This window comes from Streptomyces sp. NPDC096105, from assembly GCF_044763335.1.
GTDB lineage: Bacteria > Actinomycetota > Actinomycetes > Streptomycetales > Streptomycetaceae > Streptomyces.
In genome coordinates this window covers 75207-98975 of the sequence record NZ_JBIWGC010000017.1, presented here as the reverse complement: position 1 = coordinate 98975, position 23769 = coordinate 75207, and the positions used below count along the sequence as shown (strand labels likewise).

At 71.8% G+C, this 23769-nt stretch carries 21 protein-coding genes and 3 pseudogenes; 12 read left to right on the top strand and 12 right to left on the bottom strand.

Annotated elements, in window-relative coordinates; all coding sequences use genetic code 11:
* Positions 1 to 46: 46 nt before the first annotated feature.
* The 3 genes from ACIQ8B_RS24495 to ACIQ8B_RS24485 all read right to left on the bottom strand — a co-directional run bounded on the left by ACIQ8B_RS24495 (position 47) and on the right by ACIQ8B_RS24485 (position 1956).
* Positions 47 to 979 carry an SGNH/GDSL hydrolase family protein gene (locus ACIQ8B_RS24495; protein ID WP_403549615.1) on the bottom strand — a complete coding sequence of 311 codons (933 nt, stop codon included), beginning with the start codon at positions 977 to 979 and terminating at the stop codon, positions 47 to 49.
* A gap of 206 nt (positions 980 to 1185) precedes the next feature.
* Complete coding sequence (locus ACIQ8B_RS24490; protein WP_403549613.1) at positions 1186 to 1509, bottom strand: hypothetical protein; 324 nt, start codon at positions 1507 to 1509, stop codon at positions 1186 to 1188.
* A 114-nt stretch (positions 1510 to 1623) separates the two neighbouring features.
* Complete coding sequence (locus ACIQ8B_RS24485; RefSeq protein WP_403549611.1) at positions 1624 to 1956, bottom strand: SCO4225 family membrane protein; 333 nt, start codon at positions 1954 to 1956, stop codon at positions 1624 to 1626.
* A 326-nt stretch (positions 1957 to 2282) separates the two neighbouring features.
* Here ACIQ8B_RS24485 and ACIQ8B_RS24480 point away from each other — a divergent pair, with 326 nt between their 5' ends.
* From ACIQ8B_RS24480 to ACIQ8B_RS24470, 3 genes are all read left to right on the top strand, one after another.
* Complete coding sequence (locus ACIQ8B_RS24480; RefSeq protein WP_403549608.1) at positions 2283 to 2630, top strand: WhiB family transcriptional regulator; 348 nt, start codon at positions 2283 to 2285, stop codon at positions 2628 to 2630.
* 204 nt (positions 2631 to 2834) lie between these two features.
* Positions 2835 to 3437 (top strand): sigma-70 family RNA polymerase sigma factor, encoded by a 603-nt coding sequence (locus ACIQ8B_RS24475; RefSeq protein ID WP_403549606.1) that lies wholly within the window; start codon positions 2835 to 2837, stop codon positions 3435 to 3437.
* Between the two features lie 141 nt (positions 3438 to 3578).
* Positions 3579 to 4349 carry a hypothetical protein gene (locus tag ACIQ8B_RS24470; protein ID WP_403549604.1) on the top strand — a complete coding sequence of 257 codons (771 nt, stop codon included), beginning with the start codon at positions 3579 to 3581 and terminating at the stop codon, positions 4347 to 4349.
* A 359-nt stretch (positions 4350 to 4708) separates the two neighbouring features.
* On the opposite strand, the gene ACIQ8B_RS24465 is transcribed toward ACIQ8B_RS24470, so the two are convergent.
* Both ACIQ8B_RS24465 and ACIQ8B_RS24460 read right to left on the bottom strand, forming a co-directional pair.
* Positions 4709 to 5269, bottom strand: a complete 561-nt coding sequence (locus tag ACIQ8B_RS24465; protein ID WP_403549602.1) for an RICIN domain-containing protein — start codon at positions 5267 to 5269, stop codon at positions 4709 to 4711.
* A gap of 113 nt (positions 5270 to 5382) precedes the next feature.
* Entirely contained in the window at positions 5383 to 5862 is a 480-nt protein-coding gene (locus tag ACIQ8B_RS24460; RefSeq protein WP_403549600.1) for a zinc-binding dehydrogenase, read from the bottom strand.
* A gap of 207 nt (positions 5863 to 6069) precedes the next feature.
* Here ACIQ8B_RS24460 and ACIQ8B_RS24455 point away from each other — a divergent pair.
* A pseudogene (locus tag ACIQ8B_RS24455) lies at positions 6070 to 7351 on the top strand (beta-ketoacyl-[acyl-carrier-protein] synthase family protein); the annotation flags it as partial.
* A 701-nt stretch (positions 7352 to 8052) separates the two neighbouring features.
* On the opposite strand, the gene ACIQ8B_RS24450 reads toward ACIQ8B_RS24455, so the two are convergent.
* The 7 genes from ACIQ8B_RS24450 to ACIQ8B_RS24420 form a co-directional block, all read right to left on the bottom strand.
* Positions 8053 to 8235 (bottom strand): hypothetical protein, encoded by a 183-nt coding sequence (locus ACIQ8B_RS24450; protein ID WP_403549598.1) that lies wholly within the window; start codon positions 8233 to 8235, stop codon positions 8053 to 8055.
* A gap of 91 nt (positions 8236 to 8326) precedes the next feature.
* Positions 8327 to 9514, bottom strand: coding sequence for a sensor histidine kinase (locus tag ACIQ8B_RS24445; protein WP_403549596.1), 1188 nt, complete (start codon positions 9512 to 9514; stop codon positions 8327 to 8329).
* A complete protein-coding gene (locus ACIQ8B_RS24440) occupies positions 9505 to 10170 on the bottom strand; it encodes a response regulator transcription factor (protein ID WP_403549594.1) in 666 nt (221 codons plus the stop codon). The genes ACIQ8B_RS24445 and ACIQ8B_RS24440 overlap by 10 nt, the downstream gene beginning before the upstream one ends.
* A gap of 86 nt (positions 10171 to 10256) precedes the next feature.
* Positions 10257 to 11486, bottom strand: a complete 1230-nt coding sequence (locus ACIQ8B_RS24435) for an ABC transporter permease (RefSeq protein WP_403549592.1) — start codon at positions 11484 to 11486, stop codon at positions 10257 to 10259.
* A complete protein-coding gene (locus ACIQ8B_RS24430) occupies positions 11456 to 12163 on the bottom strand; it encodes an ABC transporter ATP-binding protein (protein ID WP_403549590.1) in 708 nt (235 codons plus the stop codon). Before ACIQ8B_RS24430 ends, ACIQ8B_RS24435 begins: the two co-directional genes overlap by 31 nt.
* On the bottom strand, positions 12160 to 13266 hold the full coding sequence (locus ACIQ8B_RS24425) for a peptidoglycan-binding protein (RefSeq protein WP_403549588.1): 1107 nt from the start codon (positions 13264 to 13266) through the stop codon (positions 12160 to 12162). Before ACIQ8B_RS24425 ends, ACIQ8B_RS24430 begins: the two co-directional genes overlap by 4 nt.
* Positions 13267 to 13291: 25 nt before the next feature.
* Positions 13292 to 13777 carry a hypothetical protein gene (locus ACIQ8B_RS24420; protein WP_403549586.1) on the bottom strand — a complete coding sequence of 162 codons (486 nt, stop codon included), beginning with the start codon at positions 13775 to 13777 and terminating at the stop codon, positions 13292 to 13294.
* Between the two features lie 231 nt (positions 13778 to 14008).
* On the opposite strand from ACIQ8B_RS24420, the pseudogene ACIQ8B_RS24415 reads away from it, so the two are divergent.
* The 8 genes and pseudogenes from ACIQ8B_RS24415 to ACIQ8B_RS24380 form a co-directional block, all read left to right on the top strand.
* Positions 14009 to 14778: pseudogene (locus ACIQ8B_RS24415) on the top strand (IS256 family transposase); the annotation flags it as partial.
* Positions 14779 to 15011: 233 nt separating this feature from the next.
* Positions 15012 to 15290: pseudogene (locus tag ACIQ8B_RS24410) on the top strand (winged helix-turn-helix domain-containing protein); the annotation flags it as partial.
* A gap of 724 nt (positions 15291 to 16014) precedes the next feature.
* Positions 16015 to 16407: an RICIN domain-containing protein gene (locus ACIQ8B_RS24405; RefSeq protein WP_403549688.1), complete on the top strand. Its 393-nt coding sequence runs from the start codon at positions 16015 to 16017 to the stop codon at positions 16405 to 16407.
* A gap of 474 nt (positions 16408 to 16881) precedes the next feature.
* Positions 16882 to 17385, top strand: a complete 504-nt coding sequence (locus tag ACIQ8B_RS24400; RefSeq protein ID WP_403549584.1) for an acyl-CoA thioesterase — start codon at positions 16882 to 16884, stop codon at positions 17383 to 17385.
* A 699-nt stretch (positions 17386 to 18084) separates the two neighbouring features.
* Positions 18085 to 18402 carry an ElyC/SanA/YdcF family protein gene (locus ACIQ8B_RS24395; RefSeq protein ID WP_403549582.1) on the top strand — a complete coding sequence of 106 codons (318 nt, stop codon included), beginning with the start codon at positions 18085 to 18087 and terminating at the stop codon, positions 18400 to 18402.
* A 191-nt stretch (positions 18403 to 18593) separates the two neighbouring features.
* Complete coding sequence (locus ACIQ8B_RS24390; RefSeq protein WP_403549580.1) at positions 18594 to 19094, top strand: MarR family winged helix-turn-helix transcriptional regulator; 501 nt, start codon at positions 18594 to 18596, stop codon at positions 19092 to 19094.
* Positions 19095 to 19307: 213 nt separating this feature from the next.
* On the top strand, positions 19308 to 20786 hold the full coding sequence (locus ACIQ8B_RS24385) for a phage/plasmid primase, P4 family (RefSeq protein ID WP_403549578.1): 1479 nt from the start codon (positions 19308 to 19310) through the stop codon (positions 20784 to 20786).
* Between the two features lie 195 nt (positions 20787 to 20981).
* Complete coding sequence (locus ACIQ8B_RS24380) at positions 20982 to 22655, top strand: OPT/YSL family transporter (protein WP_403549576.1); 1674 nt, start codon at positions 20982 to 20984, stop codon at positions 22653 to 22655.
* Positions 22656 to 23769 lie beyond the last annotated feature (1114 nt).

The window sequence follows — 23769 nt, the reverse complement described above, 5'->3', positions numbered from 1 at the left end:
CCTCGTGCCGCCGGACCGTGCGGGACGGTCCGGCGGCATCAGGGGATCAGCCCTGCAGCACCTGGTACGCCTTCCTGCCCATCATGAGGTGACCCACCCCGTTCGGGTGGGCGGAACCGGACGTGACCGTCAGCTTGCCGGTGCTCGCGTTCGGCGTCAGGACGGGGTTGATCCACCGCTTCGCCGCATCGGACTGGCACATGTGCGCGTCCGTGAACGCGGAGTAGGTGTCCGCGTAGGTCACCTTCTTGCCCTCGGTCTTGGCCTGGTGCGCCACGAGCGCCTGCGTGACGTTGAGCTCGCGCGTCACCTGGTCGAGGTAGGCCACGTCACTGGCGGCCAGCGGGACCTGCGCCTTGTACGGCGCGCACCTGCTGCCGTCGGCCGGGAAGAGGCGCGGGTAGCCGACCAGGACGATGCGCGCGTTGGGGCTGCGCCGCGAGATGTCGGTGATCATGTCGCGGGTGCGCGAGGCCACGTAGTCGAGCTTGGCGTCCAGCGTCTTGGCGACCGATGCCTTGCAGGTGTTCCCCAGCTGCGACGCCACCACGCACTGGGTGAGCGTCTCGGTGAACCCGAGGTCGTTGCCGCCGAGCGTGACGGTGACCAGGTCGGTGTCCTTGGTGAGGGCGTTGACCTGCGGGGCCTGGGAACCCTGCTTGTTCCACAGCGACTTGGTGGTGGCACCGCTGCAGGTGACGTCCTTGAAGACGGCGGGCTTGTAGGCCGCCGCCAGAAGGGACGCGTAGCTGGAGGTGGAGCGCTTGCAGGTGTCGTTCGTCGCCTGCGGCAGGCCGGTGCCCGCGGCGTAGGAGTCGCCGAGCGCGACGTAGTGCTTGTAGGCGCCCGCGGCGGACGCGTCCGCCGCCTGCGCGGAACCCGCTCCGGCGGACAGCAGGGAGACGCCGGCGGCGGTGGCGGCGACCGTCGCCACCGCCGCTCTGCGGGCGGGAGCGGAACGTCGTCGGGTACGGGTCATGGAGCCCCCAGGTGGAGTAGTGGATGCGGAGGTGCGGGCGAGCCGCGAACGGGCCGCCCGGCCCTTGCAACGACAGCGGCGGGCCTCCGGTTCACCGTCGCGCCGGGCCGCCGGGCCGGTGCGCGAGAACGCCGAAGGCGAAGGCGTACGCCTTCGCCTTCTTCGCCTTCGTCCTGTGAAGCTGTCCCACCCGGCCCGGCCCGGGTTCAGGTCGGGAAGCGCGGCGCGTCGACCGTGCGGGACTCCTGCTGGGCGACGGCCCCCTTGGCACGCCGCTTGCGCAGCCGGTGGTAGAGGGGGGCAAGCAGGGTGGCCAGGAGCCATCCGCACGAGAGCCGGAACAGCATGCCGAACCAGGTGTCAGGGGCGTCCTCCATCCGCTCCAGCACCATGCGGCTGAAGGGATAGGCCGCCACGCAGCCGGCCACGACCAGCCAGATCGGTGCGGACCAGCGGCCCCGGGAGATGAGAAGGGTGCCCAGACCCACGACGACGACCGCGGCCATCACAGCGGTGACGTTGACCTGCATGGGGTACCACTTTCTGCCCTGGCGGGCGGGTGACGGGCGGCGCCGGACGGAGCGTGTGCCGCGAGGATGCGAAGGCGAAGGAAGGCGAGGGCGGGATGCGGCGTGCCGGGGGGGTCAGGCGGCGGCGGGGCTGCCGCGGCGCACCCGGCGTACGAGCGCGCCGATCAGGTACGCGTTGGCCAAGGCCGCGACCGGGACCACCGCGCCATACAGCGCCATTGCGGCCGCTCCCTCGCCCAGCGGCAGGAAGAGCACTGGCAGGCTGGACGGCGCGGTCAGGAGCAGGGGCCACACGGCCGCGAAGGAGCCGTCCGCGTGGTGTACCAGCACGCCGTCGAGGACCACCCAGACCAGTGTCGCGGCGACGAGCGCCAGGTAGCCCTGGCTGATCCGGTTGCCCGCGATCCGGGCGGTGACGGTCTGCTTGCTGCGCGGTGTGTCGGTCATGTCGTCGTGTCCTTCTGCTGGGGCGCCTCCCGGCGCGGTGTCGGTGCCGTCGTGCTCGGCATGACTCAAGCTTCTGCCCCGCGACGGGGCACGGCGTCGCCCGGCGGCAGGAACCCGGCCTCTATCCGGAGGTGGAGGAGAATCCCGGCCGGTGGGAGGCGGGAGCGGGGCGCGGCGGCCGTCGGCCCCGGCGTACGGCACACCCGAACCACCGACCGTCCGCGGCCGTAGTTCCCTGTGCCGCGAAGAAGCCGGGGACCACACGCCGCGCCGTAGGGCGGGCGGCGGTACGGGCCGTCGGCAGTGCCACAGGAGTGACCCACCCCATGAAGACCCCGCAGTCCCTTCCCATGCCGTTCATGACCGGTTCCGAGGCGTGCGCCACCGCCTCCGACGCCTTCTTCCTCGATCAGTACCCGGCGGGCAGCCCCGAGGTCCTGGCCGCCACCGCGCTGTGCGGACGCTGTCCGCTGGTGCGGCCCTGCCTGATCTGGGCCCTGGACAACCCGACGCTCGCGTACGACGGCATCTGGGGCGCGACGACGCCCGCACAACGCAGGGGACTGCGCCTGGGACTGCTGCGCCGGCTGGGCCGGGAGGGCACGGCACGTGTCCTGCGCGCCGAGTACGAGAAGACCAGGACGGTCATGGCCGGGCTGCGCAGGACCGCTTGAGCGCCCGAGCGGCCGGACACGAGTGCGGACCGGAAGGATTGACGGGATTTCACGGGGGTATCACTGGGCCGACGACGCGCGCGCGGTCCCCGGAAGCACGGCCCGGCGGTGAGCGGCAAGGTTGCGACAAGGTTCGTCCAAGTCCGGCCCATCAGTGTGGTTCCGCTACCGAAACACACTGATCACGGATGAGGACGCCACACCATGAGGCGGACCACGGAGCTCCTGCCGGGCTCGGACACCCCCACTGCCACACCTCCCCCACCCAGCGGCCTGAACGACCCCCTGTGCATCAGCGGCGAGGACTTCATCCGCCGCCTCTACGCCGAGCACGGTGCGCTTCTGCTGCGCTACGCCGCCCGCCTGCTCGGCGGCGACTGGCACCGCGCCGAGGATGTCCTCCAGGAAGCCTCCCTGCGCGCCTGGAAGCACGCCTCCACCCTGGGCCTCAACGTCGCCGAGGCGCGCCCCTGGATGTTCACGGTCGTCAAGAACCTGGTCATCGACCACCGGCGCGCCCGCAACATCCGGCCCCCCGAGAGCCTCTCCCTGGACACTCTGGAGAGCGCCACCGCCACCGACGACGCCGTCGAGCGCCTGCTCACCTCCCACGTCGTCACCCAGGCCCTCGATGACCTCAGCGAGCAGCACCGGGAGATCATCCAGCTCATGTACTACCTGGAGTGCAGCGTCACCCAAGTCTCCCACCACCTCGGCATTCCTCCGGGCACCGTCAAATCGCGCTCGTACTACGCCCTGCGAGCCCTCAAGAAGGCCATGGCCGCACGCGGCCACCCGGCGAGGTGACCCCTGCCGCGGGCGGCCTCGCTCCGTCTCACTCTCGGCTACCTGCTCGCTCCACAGCGTGCGGACGGCGGTGAACTGCCGCGTGGGTCCTTACGTAGTAAGAGGCGGAGCCCGGGGACCCACAGGTGCAGGAAGTGAACGATGAACTGCGAGCAGGTGAAGATCGATCTGGCGGCAGAGATGCTGACGGGGAGGGCCGAACCGGAGAAGGCGGCGCGTACCGCTCATCTGGACCGCTGCCCGCCGTGCGGCCGGGAGCGCCAGGAACTGCGCGGGCTGAGGGACCTGCTGGCCACGGCATCGTCCCAGGAACCGTACAGCGGACCGCTGCGGCCCGACCCGGAGCGCGCCGTGCGCGCGGTTCGCCGGCGCGCCGCCCGCACCGTGGACACACCCGAGGGCGGGCCGCTCCCGGCCGGGCAGCCGGTACGCCGGGCGTCGGTGCGGCTCCCGGCACTGGCGCTGGCCGCCGCGTTCGCGGCCGGAGTGCTGTCGGCGGGCCGCCTGCGCGCCGGTCCGGGGGGCCGCCGTGGCCGGCCCGCCGCGCCCGGCTCCCCGGATGGCGGCCACCACGCGGACGGACACGTGGACGCGGACGGACGCGTGACGGACCCGTCCGCACCCGTGGGAGTCCTGGCCCGCCCGTGGGGCTCGGAGATCAGTCTGTCGCCGTTCTCGCTGGGGCACTCGCTCGCCCGTGCCGCGCGTCGCCCGGTCCGGTGCCGTCTCGTCGCCGTGGCGGTGTCCGGTGCGAGCGAGACCGTCGCGCACTGGTCGGTGCCGGACAGTCCGCCCGTCGGCGCCGACGGCGCGGTGCGGGGCAGCAGTTCCCTGGCACCGCAGGACATCGCCCGGCTCACGGTGGAGTCGCAGGACGGCACGGAGCTGCTGGCGTTCGACCTCGGCCGCTGACCCGTCCGGCCGCCCGGGCCCGGCACCGCTTCGGCGTGCCGGGCCCTTCCCGTTTCCGGTTCCGCGAGCCGCGCGGCTGGGACGGCGGGCGGGGTCACTCGTCCCGGATGACGCGGGGCTTGCGGGTGTGCGCGACCTCGGTGATGTTCATCTCCCGCAGGGGTCGCCGGGCGGCGCGTCCCACGAGGGCCGCGAGGCGGGACGTACGGAGTCGCCACCGGTGACTACTTGTCCGGGCCCCCTTCGGTTCAGCAGAGCCGGAAGATTTTCCGGGTTCTCGCCGACGGGTGGTGCCTGCCGCCGCCCGGTTCGTTCACGCACTGGACGGACTCGCGGAAGTCGGGGCCGTCACGCGGGGGTCACACCAACTCGTAGTCCCACTTCTGCCAGTCGTGCTTCAGGCACTCACGGGTGTACAACTCCTGGAAGAGACCCGACTTCATGTCCAGGCACCTCTTGGTCGCCCAGTTCACAACGATCCTGTCCGAATAGCGTGTCCACTTCTGGTAGTTGCCACCGTTGCAGGGCTCGACGTAGACCCGTCCGCTCCCGTCGGAGTCCAGGCAGAAGTGCGTCCCGTTGCCCGCCTGCCGCTCAGTGGCGGGGTGCCGGATGCTGTTGCCGCTGCCCTGCATCCAGACAGTGGCATCGCCCTGGCACACGAACTTCGCATACGAGGGAACGAAGTTGCCGAGGACGGCCCGGTCGTGAACGGCGCACCTGTCCTCGTGGACGTTCACGATTTTGAACTTTGTACCCGCGGGTACCGTCGCCGCCGAAACGGTGCCGGCTTGCGCCACCGGTGCCGCGCTCGCCGTCGTGGCGGACAGTCCTGCAGTCAGAGCGACGGCGGTCACCGCGCCCAGCAGTGCGCGTACGCTCTTCGAGCGGACGGCCGTTCTCACCGTGTGCTTGGACATGTGTGTGGTGTTCTCCTTGCGGCGGTGGCCCTGGGCGGGCCATGTGCGGCCTGTCATGAGGGACTACGGCAGGGCTTCCCCTGCCGGTTCGACGGCCGGGCGATTTTCTGTGTTCAGCCGAAGAGCACCAGCGGCTTCGCCGGGAGGCCGAGGAGGGCCTCGGGCAGGTCCTCGTGGGCCAGGGTGTCGCTGTACACGCGTGTGGGGTCGACCTGTCCGGAGGCCAGCAGGGAGAGCACGGCCGGAAGGTGCGGGGTGATGTCCGGCCGGCCGGTGGTGAGGGTGACGGCGTCCATGTACATGGACATCAGGGGCACCTTCGCCGGTTCGAAGTAGATGCCGACACTGTGGCAGTGGCCGCCGGGAGCGGTCGCGCGCAGTGCGGCGGTGAGGCCGCGGGGGTGAGCCGAGGCGTCGACCGTCACCGGGAAAGTCCCGGCGTCCAGCTCCCCGGCGTTCTCAACGGTCCGCGCGCCGTAGGACTCGGCGATCGCCCGCCGACGGGCGTCGGAGTCGGCGTACACGACGTCGGAGCTGCCCAGCGCCACGGCGAACGCGCACGCATAAAGCCCGTGCGTGAGGCCTCCGGCCACCAGCACCGGGCACCCGGGCGGAGCGACGCGCGCCGTCCCCGTGCCGACGCGGCGTTCCCATGATCGTTTCGAGCAGCCGGAGCAGCCGCCCCGCCGCACGTTCCGGCCCGGCCCCGAGCGCCACGGCGCCCGCGTGCCGCCGACGCGCAACTCCTCGTCCGGCATTCCTCCCTCTTCCCCTTTCCCCGAGCGAGCCCGGAGTCGCCCATGTCCACGAGGCCGTCCCCTCCCGCCCTTCGCCGCGTCGTCGTCACCGGTGCCGGGGCGACCACGCCCTTGGCCGGCGACGCGCAGTCGACCTGGAAGCAACTGCTCGCGGGACGGTCGGGAGTCGTCGCCCTGAAGCACGAATGGGCCGCCGGCCTGCCGGTGCGCATCGCGGCGTTGGCCGCGGTGGATCCCTCGGACGTGCTGCCCCGGCATGTGGCGCGCCGGCTCGACCGTGCCAGCCAGTTCGCGTTGATCGCCGCCCGGGAGGCCTGGACGGACGCCGGATTCTCGGGCGCGGCCGGCGGCACTGGCCCGGGCGCGGTGCGGGCCGACCGGCTGGCGGTGGTGATGGGCACTGGCGTCGGCGGCGTGTCCACCCTGCTGGATCAGCATGACGTGCTGCGCGAGCGGGGGGGCGCGCGGGGTGTCGCCGCTGACCGTGCCGATGCTGATGCCGAACAGCCCGGCGGCGCAGATCGGTCTGGACCTCGGTGCGCAGGCGGGTGTGCACACCCTGGTGAGCGCCTGCGCGTCGGGCGCGGAGGCCGTCGGCCACGCCATCGACATGGTGCGCACCGGGCGCGCGGACGTCGTCGTCGCCGGCGGCACGGAGGCGTGCGTCGTGCCGCTGAACCTCGCCGCCTTCGGGAACATGAGGGCGATGTCGCGGCGCAACGACGACCCGGCGACCGCGTCGCGCCCCTACGACAAGGGCCGGGACGGCTTCGTCCTCGGTGAGGGCGCCGGCGTGGTCGTGGTGGAGAGCGCGGAGCACGCCGAGCGGCGCGGTGCGCGGGCGTACTGCGAGGCGCTCGGTCAGGGCCTGTCCTCCGACAGCCACCACATCGCCCAGCCGGAGCCGACCGGGCGGGGAGTCGCCGCCGCACTGCGGCAGTTGCTGGTGAGCGGCGGCATCTCACCGTCCGAGGTGGTTCACGTCAACGCCCACGCGACGTCGACGCCGCAGGGCGACCTGGCCGAGATCAGGGCTCTGGAGCAGGTGCTGGGCCGGCATCTGCGCCAGGTCGCCGTATCCGCGACGAAGTCCATGACGGGGCACCTGCTGGGCGGGGCGGGTGGCGTCGAGACGGTGGCCACCGTGCTGGCGCTGCACCACCACACCGCGCCGCCGACCATCAACGTCACCGGCCTGGAGGACGGCATCGACCCCGGCCTCCTGTCCGCGTCGCCGCGCGCCCTGCCCGACGGCCCGGTCGTCGCGCTGAACAACTCCTTCGGTTTCGGCGGCCACAACGTGGTCCTGGGCTTCCGCGCCCTCGACGAGGCCGCGCGGGGCCCGTACCCGGCGCAGGGCGTCGAGGACTTCCTGCGCGACATCATGACCGCCACGCCCGGCACCCCGCCGCCCGCCGCCCCGGCGCCCGAAGGACCCAACGGAACGGATCGCGCCGGGGTGCGCTGAACCCGAGCGGAGGAGCGGTCCTGGAGAAGCAACGGCGGCCCGGGCCCGACCACCCGGATCCAGGTGAAGGGGGTGGGCATGCGGGCTTCTCCGAGCCGGAGACCCCGCCCCGGGCGGCACAAGGGTCCGCCCGGGGCGAGCGGTCATGTCCTCTCTCGCGTGCCCGCTGACCTTGACCTGGTCGTCGTCACGGCCCGCGTGGTGCAGCAGGCCCGTGGAGTCGGACCATACGGAAGCCGCGCAGTTTGACCTGGTCGTCGCAGCGGCCCCCGTATTCGGCGGTGCCGTCGGGCAGCCAGCGGGCCAGATCCCCGGTGCGGTGGACACGCTCGCCGGTGCCGGGGCGGAACGGGCCGGGGAGGAAGCGTTCGTCGGTGAGGTCGGGCCGGTACAGGTGGCCCCGCGTGTCCTGGCAGGCGTCTGGGTGAACGCCTGTCCGCGGTAACGTGCGGATCGGGAGACCGGTTCGACGGCGGAGCCGGCCGACCGGTGGGTCGCGGGACGGTGCGGGGTGCGCGTCGCGTCCCGCTCGCGCGGTCGGCTCCGGGCCGTCCGGCTCAGGGCGCGGCGGTGGCCCGCGGAGCGGGCGGGGCGGCGGCGGACGGCGCGGGACCGGTGTGCCGGTGTCCGCGCGAGGACCAGGCCCGGTGGACGAGGCCGACGAGGCCGATCAACGCCAGCACTCCTGCCAGCGCCACCAGCACTCCCACGACCACGTGGTAGATGAACACGTCGGGCATGTTCCGCTGCTCCCTCTCATTGCACGTACCTCGTCGCGGCACCTGCCTCTCCTCAGTACAACGAGCGCGGGAGGTGGCCGGTTCACGCCGGTCACTCCTGGGCGAAGTCGACGGTGACGGTCAAACCGCCCGCCGGGGACGGGTTGGCCCGGGCGCTGATGCGGGCTCCGTGCGAGCGGGCGATGGCGCGGGCGATGGACAGGCCCAGCCCCGCTCCCTCCCCCGGACGGTGCCGGCGCTCCTCGGCGCGGTGGAAGGGCTCGAACAGGAGCGGCACGGTCCGCTCCGGCACCGGTACGCCGGTGTTGGTCACCGTGACTCCGCCGGCACCGGCCCACACCTCCACGCTGCCGCCCGGCCTGTTGTGCCGTACGGCGTTGGCCAGGAGGTTGTGCAGCAGCCGCTCCAGCAGGACGGCGTCGCCCGCGACCGTCAACGGCTCCGCGTGGACCGACACGTCCACGTGGCGCTCGGCGGCTTCCCGGGCGAGCGCCTCGACGACGCCCGGGAGCAGGTCGTGCACCGCGACCGGGACCCGGTCGCGGATCCCCTGTTCGGCGGTGGCGAGCAGGAGCAGCGCCTCGATGGTGCGTTCGCTGTCGTCCGCCACCGACAGCAGTTTCCGCCGGATGTGCGCGACCGTGGCGGCGTCCGGCCGGCCGGCCAGGCCGATCTCGGCGGCGGCCCGCTGCACGGCCAGCGGGGTGCGCAGTTCGTGCGCGGCGTTGGCGGCGAAGCGCTGCTGCGCCAGGACGAGGTGCTCGACGCGCTCCAGCATGGCGTCGAAGGCGTCGGCGAGACGCTTGAGTTCGCCCGGCGGCCCCTTCATGGCGATTCTCTCGTGCAGGTTCTCACCGGACAGCCGCCGCGCGGTCCCCGCGATGACGGCGATGGGGCGCAGCACCCGGCCGGCCGCCCACCAGGCCAGCGCGGCGGAGAGGAGCACGTACCCGGCGAGACCCGCGAGGGAGACCGCGAGCAGCCGGTCCAGGGTGGCGTTCTCGGCCGCCCGGGTCACCTCGCCGTGCGCGGCCACCACACCGAGGGGCTCGGTGCTCCCGTGTCCGGGCGGGGTGGGCGTGGCGGTGGTCTCGTCGGGCAGGCCGGGCCGGCGCACGGCCGTCTGGCCCCGGTCGACGGCCACGACGGCGTCGTTGATGGTGGTGTACAGGTTGTGTTCGACCAAGGCGAAGACCAGCGCCGTCAGCAACGACCCGGCCAGGACGAGCAGACCTGCGTAGAGCAGGGTGAGGCGGGCGCGTTCGCTTCTCATGGACATGCGGCCATCCGGTAACCGGCGCCCGGGACGGTCTCGACGACCGGCGGGTCGCCCAGTTTGCCGCGCAGGCGGCTGAGGGTGACGCGTACGGCGTTGCTGCGGTACGAGGTGTCCTCGTCCCAGACCTGTTCGATCAGGTCGTCGTTGCCGACGACCGCCCCCTCGGCACGCATCAGCGCCTCCAGAACGGCGAACTCCTTCGGTGTCAGGCGCAGCAGGCGTCCGTCCCGGGCGGCGAGCCTGCGGGCGGTGTCGACCTCGATCCCGGCCCGCCGCAGGACGGGCGGCAACGCGGAGCGGGCCCGCCGGCCCAGCGCGAGGACCCGGGCGAGGAGTTCGTCGTACGCGAACGGCTTGGACAGGTAGTCGTCGGCCCCCAGTCCCAGGCCCTCCACCCGCTGGGACACCGTGCCGCTGGCGGTGAGCATCAGGATGCGGGTGGGCAGTCCCTGGGCAACCACCTGCCGGCACACCTCGTCGCCGTGCAGCCCGGGCAGGTCCCGGTCGAGCACCATCACGTCGTACGCGGCGAACCGCAGTCTGCGCAGGGCCTCCCGGCCGTCCCCGGCGATGTCCGCGGCCAGCGCGGACCGCCGGAACCCCTCGGCGATCATCTCGGCGAGGAACTCCTCGTCCTCCACGACCAGTACGCGCATCCTGATATCCCTTTCCGGCACCGTCGTGCTCGCGCCGTTCGTGCACGGCCCGTCCGTTCCCTCACGTACGTCCGCCGCCGCCCGCGTCACGCGTGCAGCGCCAGGGTCGGCGGCAGCCGCGCCGCGCGGACCGCCGGGTACAGGCCGGCCACCGAGCCGATGAGCAGGGCCGCCGCCAGGCACCCCGGCGCGGCCCAGGGCGGCAGCGTCCAGGGCAGACCGTTCAGGGCGGCGTACCCGGCGGTGACCCCGGCGCCGGCCAGGATGCCGGCGACCCCGCCCAGCAGGGACAGGAGCAGCGACTCGGTGAGGAACTGCAGCCGCACCTGCCCCCGGGTGCCGCCCAGGGCGCGGCGCAGTCCGATCTCACCGCGGCGTTCGAGGACCGACACGATCATGGTGTTGGCCACGCCGACGCCGCCCACCAGCAGGGCCACGCCGCCGAGCCCCAGCAGCAGGGTGGAGAAGGCCGCTTCGGACGCGGCCTTGGCCGCCAGCGCGTCGGAAGGGTTCGACACTTGTACGTCCCGCGGGGCCTCGGGGTTCACCGTGCGGGGCAGCAGTTCGCGCACCCGGTTCACCGAGGCGTCCGTGGAGCGTTCGTACAGGGAGGTGGGATGACCGTCGAAGCCGAGGTGGGTGCGGGCGGCGGTCCAGCCGATCAGGGCCGCCCGTTCGATCTCGGGGGCGAGCGGGACCGGGTCGAGGACGCCGAGGACGGTGAAGTACCGGTCCCTGATCCACACCTGGTCGCCCGGGGTGCGCACGCCGAGGCGTTCGGCGGCCACGTGGCCCAGGACGACGGACGGGTAGGTGCCGGTGGCCCGGTCCAGCCACCGGCCCTGGGCGATGCCCGTGCGCAGGGTGCGCGGCAGCGTCTCACCGGCCGCCAGCACCGTCAGGCCGCCGGTGACGCCGGGGGGCATGTGCTCGCTGCGGTACACCTTGGCGTCCACGGCTCCCGTGGCGGTGACGGACTCCACGCCGTCGACGCGGGCCACCATGCCCGGTGCCTGGCGGGGGAGCTTGGCCTGCTTGCCGGTGAGCAGGGACTGGCCCGGTGTGATCACCAGCATGTTGGTGCCGAGCCGGTCGAGTTCACGGGCGAGTCCGGCCTTCCCGGAGGCGGAGACGCCGACCACGGCGACCATCGTGGCGATGCCCAGCGCGATGCCCAGCGCGGACAGCACCACCCGTACGGGCCGCGTCCGCAGTCCGGACGAGCCGACCTGCCACACGTCGCGCGGGGTGAGCCGGGCGGGGACCAGCCCCCGGCGGCGCGCCCTCACCGTGCACCCGCTGGGGTGGTGGTGCACGGCACGTCCTCGACGACCCGCCCGTCCCGGATGTGCAGCCGCCGGGGGAGCCGGTCGGCGACCTCCCGGTCGTGGGTGATGACGGCGATGGTGGTCCCGCCGGCGTTCAGTTCCAGCAGCAGGTCGAGCACGGCGTTGCCGGAGGCGGTGTCCAGGGCGCCGGTGGGTTCGTCGGCGAGCAGCAGGTCGGGGTTGGCGGCCACGGCGCGGGCGACCGCCACCCGCTGTTTCTGGCCGCCGGACAGCTCGTGCGGCCGGTGGTCCATCCGGTCGCCCAATCCCACCCTGCGCAGGGCCGCCTCCGCGAGGGCGCGCCGGCGCCGGTGCGGCAGGCCGGAGTACCTGAGGCCCTCGCACACGTTGTCCAGCGCTCCCGCGCCGGGGACGAGGTGGAACGCCTGGAAGACGAAGCCGATGTGCCGGGCGCGCAAGGCGGACAGGGAGCGGTCGGGCAGGGTGGCGATGTCGTGTCCCGCGATCGTGACCGAGCCCGAGGTGGGCCGGTCGAGGGTGCCGAGGATGTGCAGCAGGGTCGACTTGCCCGACCCGGAGGGGCCGGTGACGGCCAGCAGTTCGCCCCGGTCGACGTCCACGTCGACCCCGCGCAGGGCCGACACGGGGCCCGGGTACTCCTTGGTGACGCCCCGCATGCGGACGAGGGGTGGTGTCGTGCTCATTCCCGCGGCACCCCCACCCGCGTCCCCTCGCGCAGTCCCGGTCCTTCGATCTCGACCCGGCCGTCGGCGAAGAGGCCGAGTTCGACCGTGACGCGGCGCGTCGTCCCGCCTTCCGCCACCTCCACCAGGAAGGTCCCGCGCGGCCCGGCCAGCAGGGCGCCGACGGGGACGTGCAGCACGTCCTTGCGGCTCTCCCCCTCGATGCGCACGGTGACCGGCGCCTGGTCGACGCCGTCGATCTTCTTGGCGTCGTCCAGGGTCACGACGACATCGACCTTGGCACCGTCCTCCTGCTGCCCCTGCTCGTCGCCGGAGGGCTCGACGACGCGTCCGACGGTGGAGATCCGGCCGCCGGTGCGCTTGCCGCCCGGCAGGTCCACCTGGACGCCGTCGCCGACCGCGAGGTCCGCGGCGTCCTCGACGTCCGCCTGGAACGTCACCTGCCGGGCGGTTCCGGTCGTCGTCAGCACCTCGCCGCCGGGCGCCAGGTGCTGGCCGACGTGTGCCCGCACCTGCTGCACGCGTACGGCCGAGGGCAGGAACACGACGTCCTGGGGCCCGACCTTGCCGGTCGGCTTCATGTCATGGCGTTCCTGCCACGCCTTGACCGCGCGGGTGGTGCCGGCGGTGAACTCGTCGTCGGCGGCGAGTCCCGCCCCGAGGCCGAGGTCGATGAGGTTGCGCTTCAACTGGGCCACGTCCTCGCCCTCACTGCCCTCGCTCAGCTCGCGGTACATCGGCGCGTCGCCGTACAGCAGACGGGCCGCCCGGCCGCTCATCTCGAAAAGCCTGCCGTCGCGCCGCACCTCGGCGCCGGCGGCGGGCAGCCAGGTCACCACGCCCTGCCCGCCCGCGTCGACGTTCCGTTCGGCGGTGAACGACAGGACGCCGGGCACCTGTGTGGTCCGCGTCAGGTCGCCCTTCTCGACGGCCGCTGTCGAAGCGGGCGCCTGCGAGGAGCGGGCGGCGGGCGCCCGGTCACCGTCGAACCCGCCGAGCGCCGCGGCGGCCACGGCGGCGGAGCAGGCGAGGGCCACCGCCACGACACCGGCGACGATCTTCCCGCGCCGCGCACGTTTCCCGCTGTTCTTGGCTCTGGTCATCGGTTCGTCCGTCCCGGCCCGCGCTTCAGAAGCCGGCCTTCTTCTGGCACTTCTCGGTGGCGGCGGCGAACGCCTCCTCCTGGCCCTTGGGGACGGGCTGGGCCTTGGAGACCCCGGCGTTCAGGTCCGGGTCGTCGTAGTCGAACCCCTCGTCCCGCATGCAGCGGGCGAACCCGAGCGCCTTGTCCTTGTCGCCCTGGGACAGGGTGTCCCCGGGGCCCTTGGAGTCGAGTCCGCACTTCTCGGCCACTTCGGCCAGCTTCTCCTGCGACATGCCGTTGCTGTTGATGCCCACGCCGCCGCCGCTCTCGCCCTCGGTGACCTCGACGCCGTTGCTGCGCAGGCAGTCGTAGGCCTTGGCCTGCTTGTCCTCGGCCGAGAGGCTGCTGGTGGCGGTCGGGGACCCGGAGTCCTTCTCCTTCTCCGTGGTGCAGGCCGTGTTGAAAGAGAGGGAGAGTACGAGGGCGCAGAGCCCAAGTGTCGTGCGCCTGCGAAGGGTGGGTGCGCGCATGGTGGAGCCTCCTGTTCCCCGGCCGGCAGTCCCTGGCCGTCAGGGACAAGGCTGCCGAGGCAAGGCGTTTCGTTTCCCTAACAGAGCGCGGCACGGGGTTGTGTCCATGGAGATGGTGTACGGGTGCGACCTGATTCGGGGGTTTGCTCCGGCATCGGGATGAGGCCCGCATAGATGAACGGCCACCGGCTGATCTTCGGAGGGTGTCGAAGCTCGAAGGAGATCAGCACGATGACCGTACCTGGCAGTGTGCCCTTGCACGCCCTCGCCGAGGACAACCTCGCCGCGGCGAGTCCCGATCTGCTGCGGGCGATGATCAGGACGTTCGTCGACGCGCTCATGTCCGCGGAAGCCGACGCCGTCTGCAACGCCGAATACGGCCAGGTCAGCGAGGAGAGAGTCAACCACCGCAACGGATATCGCCCGCGCGAGTGGGACACCCACGCCGGCGCCGTCGAACTGGCCATCCCCAAGCTCAGGTCCGGCAGTTACTTCCCGCACCGGCTGCTGGAGCGACGACGACGGGCCGAACAGGCCCTCATCTCGGTGGTCGCCATCGCCTACTCCTCGGCGTCTCCACCCGCCGAGTGGAGAAGCTCGCCGAGTCCCTGGGCGTCACCCAGCTGTCGAAGTCCCAGCTCAGCGCGATGGCGAAGCGCCTGGACGAACAAGACGCAGCCTTCCGCAACCGGCCCCTCGGCGCTGGCCCCTACGTGTTCGTCTGGGTCGACGCGCTCACGCAGAAGGTCCGCGAGGGCGGCCGCATCATCGACATCCACGCGCTGATCGCGGTCGGTGTCAACGCCGACGGCCACCGTGAGATCCTCGGCCTGGACGTCGCCACCGCTGGGGACGGCGCCGGCTGGCTGGCCTTCCTGCGCTCGCTGATCGCCCGCGGCCTGTCCGGCGTCCAGCTGGTCATCTCCGACGCCCACGCCGGCCTGGTCGACTCCATCGGCGCGGTCCTGCCCGGCGTGTCCTGGCAGCGATGTCGCACGCATTGAAGCCGTCAAGGAACAACCCGTTGCTTTTATAGGACAACCCCGTTGCTCTGGTATGAGCTTCGCCGACGGCGTTCTGGACCAGCTCGCGCTGCGGCTCCAGGTCCTGTTGCCACATCTGAACGAGCGGCAGCGGCGTCTGATTACGAACGCAAGACCGAGCACTTCCTGGCCTTCACCGCCATCGCCTGCAGCCTCATCTGCTACCGCAGACTCACCAAATGAGACGACGTCTAAGGCTGGTGGAGCCGGACGAGCGGGGTGATCCGATGTCGCCGCTGCGCTGGACCACCAAGTCCCTGCGCAACCTCGCCGAGGAGCTGACCAGGCAAGGGCCCCCGGTCTCCGCCCCGACCGTCGGCCGACTGCTGAAGAGGCAGGGCTTCAGTCTGCAGGCCAGCGCCAAGACGCTGGAGGGCAAGCAACACCCCGACCGGGACGCACAGTTCCGCTACATCAACGAACAGGTCAAGGAGCACCAGTCTGGCGGTCAGCCGGTGATCAGCATCGATGCGTGGCCGGCTCTCAGCGCGCCCGGACCGAACGCCGCGCCACCGACGCAGGCACACCGTTCCCACATCGCGTCTATCCGGTTGCTGGCGTCGGCGACGGGTGCCGTCGAGGATGACGAAACCCTCCGGCTGCGGCCCGTGCCCTCATGAGGGACGTCGAGCATGGCTCGGTACGAGGCCAACAGAGCCCCTGCGTCGAGACATTGGCGAGTGAAATCACCAGCCGCAACGACCAAGAGCCCTACCGCGTCACGGGACCCGACCACAGTGAGGCGGAGACCGCCCGCCTGGTGGCTGGCCAGCCCTGCACCGGCCCTGGCGCAGGTGGTCGCGTCAGGGGTCGACCAGGCGGCCAGAGCGGTCCGACAACTCGGCTGTTCCCCTCACACACCTCCTGGGAACTGGGCTATGCCAGCAGCGCCAACCTCCTGGCCCGCTACCTCAATCAGGGCCGCGCCGAAGGCAACCGCACTCTGACGATCCCCCGCCGCCTCGCCCGGCTCCTGCTCACCCACCCCGAGCGCCTGCAGGGACACCGACCTTCTCCGTCACCACATCCAAAGGAGAACGCACCGTCACCACCGACTACGGAACAGAGCCTCCTACAGTGCAGTGCCCCTCCGAGCCTCAACAGTGAACCGGCAGGGGGAACCACTCGTAGTGGCTGTCGTATGCCCTCTTCGTTGAAGGACCAAGGAGGGGCACGTTGCTGCCCTCGAAGCCCATGCAGGTTCCAGCCGCCGTAAGCAGCGCTCAGTCCGGGACATTCGATGGGTGGCTTGTCAAGAACGTAAACGGCGGAATCTGCCTTTCCAACCCTGAAGGTTCCTATGTAAGACTCAATACTTGCGACAGCGAAAATGCCAGCCAGGCATGGTTCTGGGATTCTGGCTCCATAAGGAATCTCATAAGCTTCCTGTGCCTCGACAGCAACTCGGCAGGTGATGTCTACATGCTGCAGTGCAATGGAGGCACCTACCAGCAGTGGTCGGTAGATGGGCAGAATCGACGCGTCAATAAGCAGACCGGCCGTTGCCTGGCACGCACCACAGGCACATATTTTGTTCGCACCGAGGTGTGCAGTAGCACCAACCGACACCAGTGGGTGACTGCTTAGTCTGTATCTTTCGTAATGGTCCATCAGGAAGACTGATAGGCCGTTCCGTCTATCGGCGTGATGGCTTATCCGTCCGGTTGGTCGACCGGCGGCAAAGGCAGATCATCCTCCTGCACTGGCTCAGCATCGAGAAGACCGCTCCCCTCCGGGGCGGTCGCGAACGCCAGGGCAGCGCTCCCCAGGGCCAGCACCAGCGCAGTCACAACGATGATCGGTTGGAGGCTGGCGCAGAACGCCTGCGGTGAGGTCACCTGGAGTTCCAGCACATCGGCCCGGGGCGCGGTTCCTCATGAAGGAGCGCACGAGCGGCCAGCGCCTGGACCCCGACGGCAAATAGGTCTCTCTCGGGCTGCACCACCCGGGACAGGGGCTGCTGTTGCCGCAGCCCACGCCCCCCGGTGAACCGAAACCCGACCGCACCCGTTGCCCCCTTCGGACAAGCGCAAAAATAGGCCAATACCGAAATGAGGCGTGATGACGATGGTGGTTGTGGAGCGCTGGGACGGCGTGGGGGCGTACAGGACGGTTCCGGTCTACTTCGACGACCTGGACTCGTACGGGATGGTGCACCATGGCCGCTACGCCGTCCTGCTCGAACGGGCGGTGATGGCCCACTGGGCGGCGCAGGACGTGTCCCTGGGCGGCACTGGCACAACGGGGAACGGACAAGTGGTGCAGGTCGTACGAGCCCTCGAGGTGACCTACGAGGCACCCATCACGCGGATGGGCGAGATCCGGGTGCACTTCTGGATCGAGCAGGTGGGGCGGACCAGTTACCGCTACGCGTTCCGCCTCCTGTCGGCCGACGGCTCGGTGGTGCACGCCACGGGCCGGCGGACACAGGTGAACCTCGATCCGGCGACCCTGCGTCCGGCGCCGCTCCGCACGGAGCTCCTGCGCGTGGCCGAGCCCTTCATGTCCGAGGAGGCCCGCGCCTCGCTCACCGCCCGGACGGCGGGGGTGGCGGTGAAGGTGTGAGGAACCCCGCTGCCGGCGCCACCGGGAGCGGCCTCAGCGGGTGATGCCCCGCTCGGCGAAGACCTTCTGCAGAGCCCGCAGCGCTTAGCACGACCGCGGTTTACATGTCCTCGGCAGTACCCCCAGGTGCTCCGCCGCCTGTGCCACGGCACTCAAGGCAGTACATCAGCTGGATGACCTCCCGGTGCTGCTCGCTCAACTCCTCCAGCGCTTCGGTCACGGCCCGTCTCGTGAGCAGCCCGTCCGGGCCGTCCTCGATCGGCCAACAGCTCCCTCGGCACACTCTCCGGCGGGCGGATCAGGCGGTGGCGGTGGTGGTCGGTCACCCGGTTGCGCACCACCATGAACATCGACGGCCGTGCCTCCTCGACCTTCATCCCCAGCACCGAGGCGTGCCGTCACGCGCGGACGGCGGCCTCCTGGAGCCCGCTCCGCCCGGTGCCAGTTCCTGGTCAGCGGCCGCACCGCGTACCGCAACAGCAGCGATCCATGCTCCGCATACAACAACCGGTTGTACTCTTCGCACTCGTCCGCGGTTCCCGCGGTCCCCGTACCCGGCCCGGCGCACTACCGTCGGCCCGCCTCATTCCGTGGCGCCCTCATCGTCGATCAGATCTCGTTGTGGCAGCCCTCCCGCTCACACGCGGCAGATCAACCACACACTGCACGGATAGAACTTGAGACACCCATGTCGAAACCTTGTCGCTGCCAAACGCAACCCGACCGTTTCCGAACCTCGGGAGGGCCTGCCTCGTAGGGACGGGTGTACGCGCTGTCCGGCGCGAGGAGACACGAGGTTCCCGGACGACCGAGGAGAACCTGCGGTTCAACAAAGCCACCATGGAGCGGACCGGGACCGACTACCGGTGTGTGATCGTGACCAACGACTTCCACGCCTTCCGCGCCGCCCTTCTGGCCCGCGCCACGGGAGTGCGGGGCCACGCGCTCGGTTCACCCACCGACGCCTGCTTCCGGCCCAGCGCGACGATCCGGGAATTCGTCGCCGTCATCCTGTAGCACCGGACCGTCACCGTCGCGGCGTACGTGCTACTGGCGCAGCAGTGCTGGGTGACCATCTGGTAGCACGTACGGGACGGGGAGCCGACGCGTTCTTCCTGCCGGGCGACCGAACCCGGGGCGCCGGTCCGACGTAGGACCGGAGAAGGCCGGCCGCGCCCGGGCGGCCCGCTTCGTCTGGGAGGACACGCATGGACCAGGACCGGCAGTCGGCGACGGTGGCGGTGGCGACGCTGCATGAGCCGGTCGCGGCCGCTGACCGGACCGGGGATCACCTCAGCCTGGTCCTCCACGTGGCGGCCCGGGCCCTGGCCGGCCGCTGCCGCCCCCGGCTGGAGCGGCTGGGACTCACCTTCCCGCAGTACCTGGTCATGCTGGTCCTGTGGGACCGCGGACCGACCACGGTCGGGGAACTGGGCGCGTTCCTCCAGTTGGACTCCGGCACGCTGTCCCCGCTGCTGAAGCGGATGGAGGCGTCAGGGCTGGTCGACCGCCGCCGCCGGCCCGACGACGAGCGACGGGTCGAGGTATCGGCCACCGCGGCCGGGGAGGCCCTGCGTGGGCCCGCCCAGGAAGTCGAGGCACACCTGCGCGCCACACACCCGCGCTCGTCCCTCGCGTACGGCGCTCTGCTGGAGGCGCTCCGCGACCTGGCCGAGCCGGAGGGAACGCCGAGCGCGGGGCTGAGGTGAGACCTCCGGTGCCCCCCCTGTCACCGCGCCCGCCCTGACCACGTCGTGAGTCCCGTGTGCCGGCCGCGCCGACGGGCCGGGGTGAACCACCGGCCGGGCCTGTTCGTAGACCCATACCGGAAGGCCGGTCGCTTCAGTCGCTGAACAGAGGGCTGGACATCGGTCCGGCCGGCTCACGCCCGGCCGGCCGGGCGGCGTCCCGAGGGGGTGTGCATGCGTAACCGGACCACCGTGGTGGCGGAGGCGCTGTTCGACGTGCCCGAGCCGGACGGGTACCGCGAGCCGTCCCTCGCAGCGACCCGGTACGGGCTGGTACCCGACAGCCCGACCGACCGCGGCAACGCCAAGCTCTTCGTTGCCCGGTACGCCCGGGAGTTCCGGTACGTACCGGGTCACGGCTGGTACCGCTGGTCAGGCTGCCGCTGGCGGCTCGACGAGGACGACGCCGCGCTGTGGGCCGCGGGCGAGCTGGCGGAGTCCCTGGCCGAGCGCGACGTCACCGGCCGGCACACCACCGCCGCGCTCGCACGCAACCGCCGGCGGGCACTGTCGACGTCGGGGATGAAGGCCGTCCTGGAGCAGGCGAAATCCGCCCCCGGCATGGTGCTGAACCCGGCCGCGCTGGATGCCGACCCCTACGCCCTGTGCACGCCGGCCGGAGTGGTGGACCTGCGCACGGGTGGGGTGACCCGCCCGGATCCGGAGCGGCACCCGCACGCCCGCTGCACCGCCGTCGCGCCCCAGGACATGCCCACGCCGCACTGGGACCGGTTCCTCACGGACACCTTCGGCGATGACGCCGAGGGCCTGCGCATGACGACCTACCTGCACGAGCTGCTCGGGTACTCCATCACGGGCGACGTGGGCGCGCAGGTCATGCCTTTCCTGTACGGACAGGGCAAGAACGGCAAGAGCGTGCTGCTCGACGTGATGATGAGACTGCTCGGTGACTACGCCGACGCGGCACCGCCCGGCTTCCTGATGGCCCAGCCCTTCGACGGGCATCCCACAGACCTGGCTGAGCTGCACGGGCGGCGCATCGTCGTCTGCTCGGAACTGCGGCCCGGAGACCGCTTCGACGAGGCGCGGGTGAAACTGCTCACCGGCGGCGACCGGCTCAAGGCCCGCCGCATGCGCCAGGACTTCTTCGCCTTCCGCCCGACGCACAAACTCTGGCTGCTCGGCAACCACTGGCCCGAGGTCGGCACGGGCGGTTTCGCCTTCTGGCGCAGGATCAGGGTCGTCCCCTTCGAACGGGTGGTGGCCGACGACCGTACGGTGGAGAACCTGGCGGACGTCCTGGTGGCCGAGGAGGGGCCGGGCATCCTGCGGTGGCTCGTCGCGGGTGCGCGGCGCTACCTGGACGGGCCGCGCGACCTCGCCGGCCCCGAGAGGGTGCGGGCGGCGACGGACGCCTACGCGCAGACGGAGGACCACGCGGGCCGCTTCCTGGAGGAGTGCTGCCGGCTGGATCCGTCGACGAGGACCGAGCAGACCCTGCTCTACAGCGCCTACCGGAGCTGGTGCCGTCCCGAGGGGGCGAACCCGCTGTCCTCCCGGGCCTTCGCCGCCCGGGTCAGGGACGCCGCCGGCCTGACCGGTCCGCGGGACATGATCCTGTCGAACCAGCGGAAGTTCTATCCCGGTGTCGGTCTCGTCACCGCGTCGGGGGACTCCCTCCATGCCCGTTGACGAGCCCGTGGCCTGCGCGTTCCCACCGAGCCCGCACACGGAGGGGCAAGTCGGTAGGACACAATGACTTACGGCACCGCCGATCGGCGGTGCGTGTCCCGTGGCGGTTCCTGCCGATCCGTGCTCGTGCGGACAGCCGCCGGACAGATACGTCACAAGGCATCGTTTCGCGTCCCAGGAAGGCCGTCCCGGCCCATGTCCCGCTCCCCCACCCGCGGCACGGCGGCCGCCCGGCATGCGCATCCCCGCGCCTTCGAGCCGGTGACGCTGTCACTGGTCGTCGTCCTGTCCGTACTCGGCTCGGTCACCGGCCTGGTACTGATCACCACCGTGGGCGTCGCGGCCAACACCGCGGTCATCGGCGCCGTGGTGGCCATGGCGCTCGGCCGGACCGAAGTGGCCGGTCTGTCCCGCATGCGTGACCCGCAGCGGCAGAACCTGGTGCAGTCGGCCGTCTCCGGGTCCACCTTCGGGGCCGCCAACTCGCTGCTCATGCCACTGGCCGTCCCCGTGGCACTGGGCCGGCCCGAGTTGGTCTGGACGCTGCTCGGCGGTGCGGTCGTCGGGCTGGCCGTCGACAGCTGGGTGCTCTACCGGACCTTCGACTCGGCCCTGCTGCCCGCCGACGCACCGTGGCCGACCGGCATCGCGGCAGCCGAGACCATCGAGGCAGGCGACCAGGGAGGCCGCAAGGCCCGCATCCTGGCCCTGAGCGCCCTCGTGGGAGCGGCCGGGACGGCCCTGCGACTCCCGCTGGGCTCGGCCGGGCTGGCCTTCCTGGGAAACGTATGGGCCCTGGGCGTGTTCGCGGTGGGCCTCCTCATCGCCCAGTACGTGCCCTCCCTGCTGGACGTCGACCTCGCCGCCCGTCACGTGCCGCACGGCATCATGATCGGCGCCGGATGCGTGGCGCTGGCCCAGGCCGTCCGTCTGCTGCTGCGCTCCGACGAGGGCAGCGCGCTCCCGGAGACCGTCACCACCCCGCCCGGGGAGGACGGAACCGACGCGGCGGAGGAGGACCGGTTCGATCCAGGGCGGCGCACGGTGGACGGCGCGCGGCTGCGGCGCGGACTGGTGGAGGGCGGCGTGCTCCTGATCCTGGGGGCGTCGGCCCTGGCCCTGTTCGGCGGACTGAGCGCCGACCTGGGGGGTGTCGCGCTGATCGGCTGGGTGCTCTTCGCGGGGGTGGCCGCGTTGGCGCACCAGCTCATCGTGGGGCTGACCGCCATGCACTCGGGCTGGTTCCCCGCGTTCGCCCTCACGGTCGTCTTCATGATGGCCGGCCTGCTCATCGGCATGCCGACGGTGCCGCTGGCCCTGCTCACGGGATACATCGCCGCCACGGGGCCGGCCTTCGCCGACATGGGCTTCGACCTGAAGAGCGGCTGGCTGCTGCGGCGCGGCGCGACACCGTGGCGGCCCTACGAACTGGCCGGGCGGCGGCAGCAGTACCTCGCCCAGTTGGTCGGCTTCGGCGTCGCGGTCGTCGTCGTGGCCGTCACCTGGCGGGGGTTCCTGTCGGAGTCGGATGTGCCGCCCATCGCCCGGGTGTACGCCGACACCATCGCCGCGGGCCTCGACGGCGGAGCGGCCGTGCGGGAGATGGCGCTGTGGGCCGTACCCGGCGCCCTGCTCCAGCTCTTCGGCGGTTCCTCCCGCCAGATGGGCATCCTGTTCGGCCTGGGGCTGCTCGTCGGGATGCCGGACGCCGGGTGGTTCATCCTGGCCGCGCTAGGGGCCCGGGTCGCGTGGACGCGCCGGGGCGGCCCCGGACGAAAGGCGCGGCAGGACGAACCGGCCGTGGTCGGTGCGGGCCTCGTGGCGGGCAGCTCGCTGCACGACATCGCCCGCATGCACCAGTCGTTCTGAATCCGCCACCCCGCGCCGCGACCAGCATCCGACCGCCTGGCGCACCGGCCCACATCACGGCCCGGAACCCGACCGCCGGGCACAGCGCGGTCGGGGCGAAGACTTCTCCGGCCGGGCCTAGGCCGCGCGGCCGGCGGTGGTGAGCAACTGCGTGCGGTCCGGCCGGCCTCCCGGTACCGGGAGGCCGGCCGGACCCGAGTTCGACGACTCGGGCCAGCAGACCGGTTGTGGACAGCGCCTGCGCGGCCGTCGCCAGCATGCACGCGATCTGCCCGTTCGCGCGGAGGAGTTCGGCGTCCAGCGGTGCCGCCGCCTCGAGGGCGACGCGGGAGTTCCAGGTCGGGTCGTCCGTCTCGTAGGCCTCGCCGCGCATCTCCGCGTCGATCTCGGCGAGCCGGTGGCGGTCCCAGGTCTGGCCCTGCGACCACATCGGCCAGTATCGGTCCTCCAGGCGCGCGTCGAGCCCGGTCACGACCACGACCGTGTCCCGGACGCCGGGCGCGCGCACCGTGTCACGCAGCAGCAGCGCCTGCCCCAGCCCGGCCGTCATCCCCATGGCGAACTGGGGGTCGCTGGTCATGCACGCGTCCCCGATCGCGACCAGGCCCGTGACCAGTGGATCACCGTCGGCGACCCAGCGGCGGCGGACCATGCCGGCACCGCCCATGACCCGCACATCCGTCAGCGGGACGCCGTCGGCCCAGTGCGCGGCGCTCGGATACAGCGACAGCACACGATCCCAGACCACCGGATCGCTCAGCCGCCGCAACTCCTGGTCGCGGCCCGAGGCCACCAGAGTCACCGACCAGATGTCGTTGCCGGCGGGGACCGTGATGAGCGACAGGCTGTTGTGGTGGGTGAGCGGCCACGGGCGTGACGCCGGGGCACCGCGTCCGTCGGCACGGAAGAAACGGGTGCAGTAGCGGAAGCCGGTCCCCTCCCGCAGCACGCGCGGTGTGACGCCGAGCGGCTCCAGCATCGAGGGCAGGGCGGTACGGCGGCCGGACGCGTCGACCACACCTGCGGTTGCTCGAGCACGAGGCACACCCGGCCCGCGCCGTCCGGCCGCAAGGCTCCGGCGCGCTCTCCCGCCACCGGCCCGGTTCCCGGCGTC

Coding starts and splice junctions, on each gene's coding strand:
- ACIQ8B_RS24400 (WP_403549584.1), top strand. CDS start 16,882: ATGACGATGGTGGTTGTGGAGCGCTGGGACGGCGTGGGGGCGTACAGG.
- ACIQ8B_RS24430 (WP_403549590.1), bottom strand. CDS start 12,163: ATGAGCACGACACCACCCCTCGTCCGCATGCGGGGCGTCACCAAGGAG.
- ACIQ8B_RS24445 (WP_403549596.1), bottom strand. CDS start 9,514: ATGTCCATGAGAAGCGAACGCGCCCGCCTCACCCTGCTCTACGCAGGT.
- ACIQ8B_RS24440 (WP_403549594.1), bottom strand. CDS start 10,170: ATGCGCGTACTGGTCGTGGAGGACGAGGAGTTCCTCGCCGAGATGATC.
- ACIQ8B_RS24380 (WP_403549576.1), top strand. CDS start 20,982: ATGTCCCGCTCCCCCACCCGCGGCACGGCGGCCGCCCGGCATGCGCAT.
- ACIQ8B_RS24485 (WP_403549611.1), bottom strand. CDS start 1,956: ATGACCGACACACCGCGCAGCAAGCAGACCGTCACCGCCCGGATCGCG.
- ACIQ8B_RS24495 (WP_403549615.1), bottom strand. CDS start 979: ATGACCCGTACCCGACGACGTTCCGCTCCCGCCCGCAGAGCGGCGGTG.
- ACIQ8B_RS24405 (WP_403549688.1), top strand. CDS start 16,015: ATGCAGGTTCCAGCCGCCGTAAGCAGCGCTCAGTCCGGGACATTCGAT.
- ACIQ8B_RS24420 (WP_403549586.1), bottom strand. CDS start 13,777: ATGCGCGCACCCACCCTTCGCAGGCGCACGACACTTGGGCTCTGCGCC.
- ACIQ8B_RS24465 (WP_403549602.1), bottom strand. CDS start 5,269: ATGTCCAAGCACACGGTGAGAACGGCCGTCCGCTCGAAGAGCGTACGC.
- ACIQ8B_RS24425 (WP_403549588.1), bottom strand. CDS start 13,266: ATGACCAGAGCCAAGAACAGCGGGAAACGTGCGCGGCGCGGGAAGATC.
- ACIQ8B_RS24450 (WP_403549598.1), bottom strand. CDS start 8,235: ATGCCCGACGTGTTCATCTACCACGTGGTCGTGGGAGTGCTGGTGGCG.
- ACIQ8B_RS24490 (WP_403549613.1), bottom strand. CDS start 1,509: ATGCAGGTCAACGTCACCGCTGTGATGGCCGCGGTCGTCGTCGTGGGT.
- ACIQ8B_RS24390 (WP_403549580.1), top strand. CDS start 18,594: ATGGACCAGGACCGGCAGTCGGCGACGGTGGCGGTGGCGACGCTGCAT.
- ACIQ8B_RS24470 (WP_403549604.1), top strand. CDS start 3,579: ATGAACTGCGAGCAGGTGAAGATCGATCTGGCGGCAGAGATGCTGACG.
- ACIQ8B_RS24475 (WP_403549606.1), top strand. CDS start 2,835: ATGAGGCGGACCACGGAGCTCCTGCCGGGCTCGGACACCCCCACTGCC.
- ACIQ8B_RS24480 (WP_403549608.1), top strand. CDS start 2,283: ATGAAGACCCCGCAGTCCCTTCCCATGCCGTTCATGACCGGTTCCGAG.
- ACIQ8B_RS24385 (WP_403549578.1), top strand. CDS start 19,308: ATGCGTAACCGGACCACCGTGGTGGCGGAGGCGCTGTTCGACGTGCCC.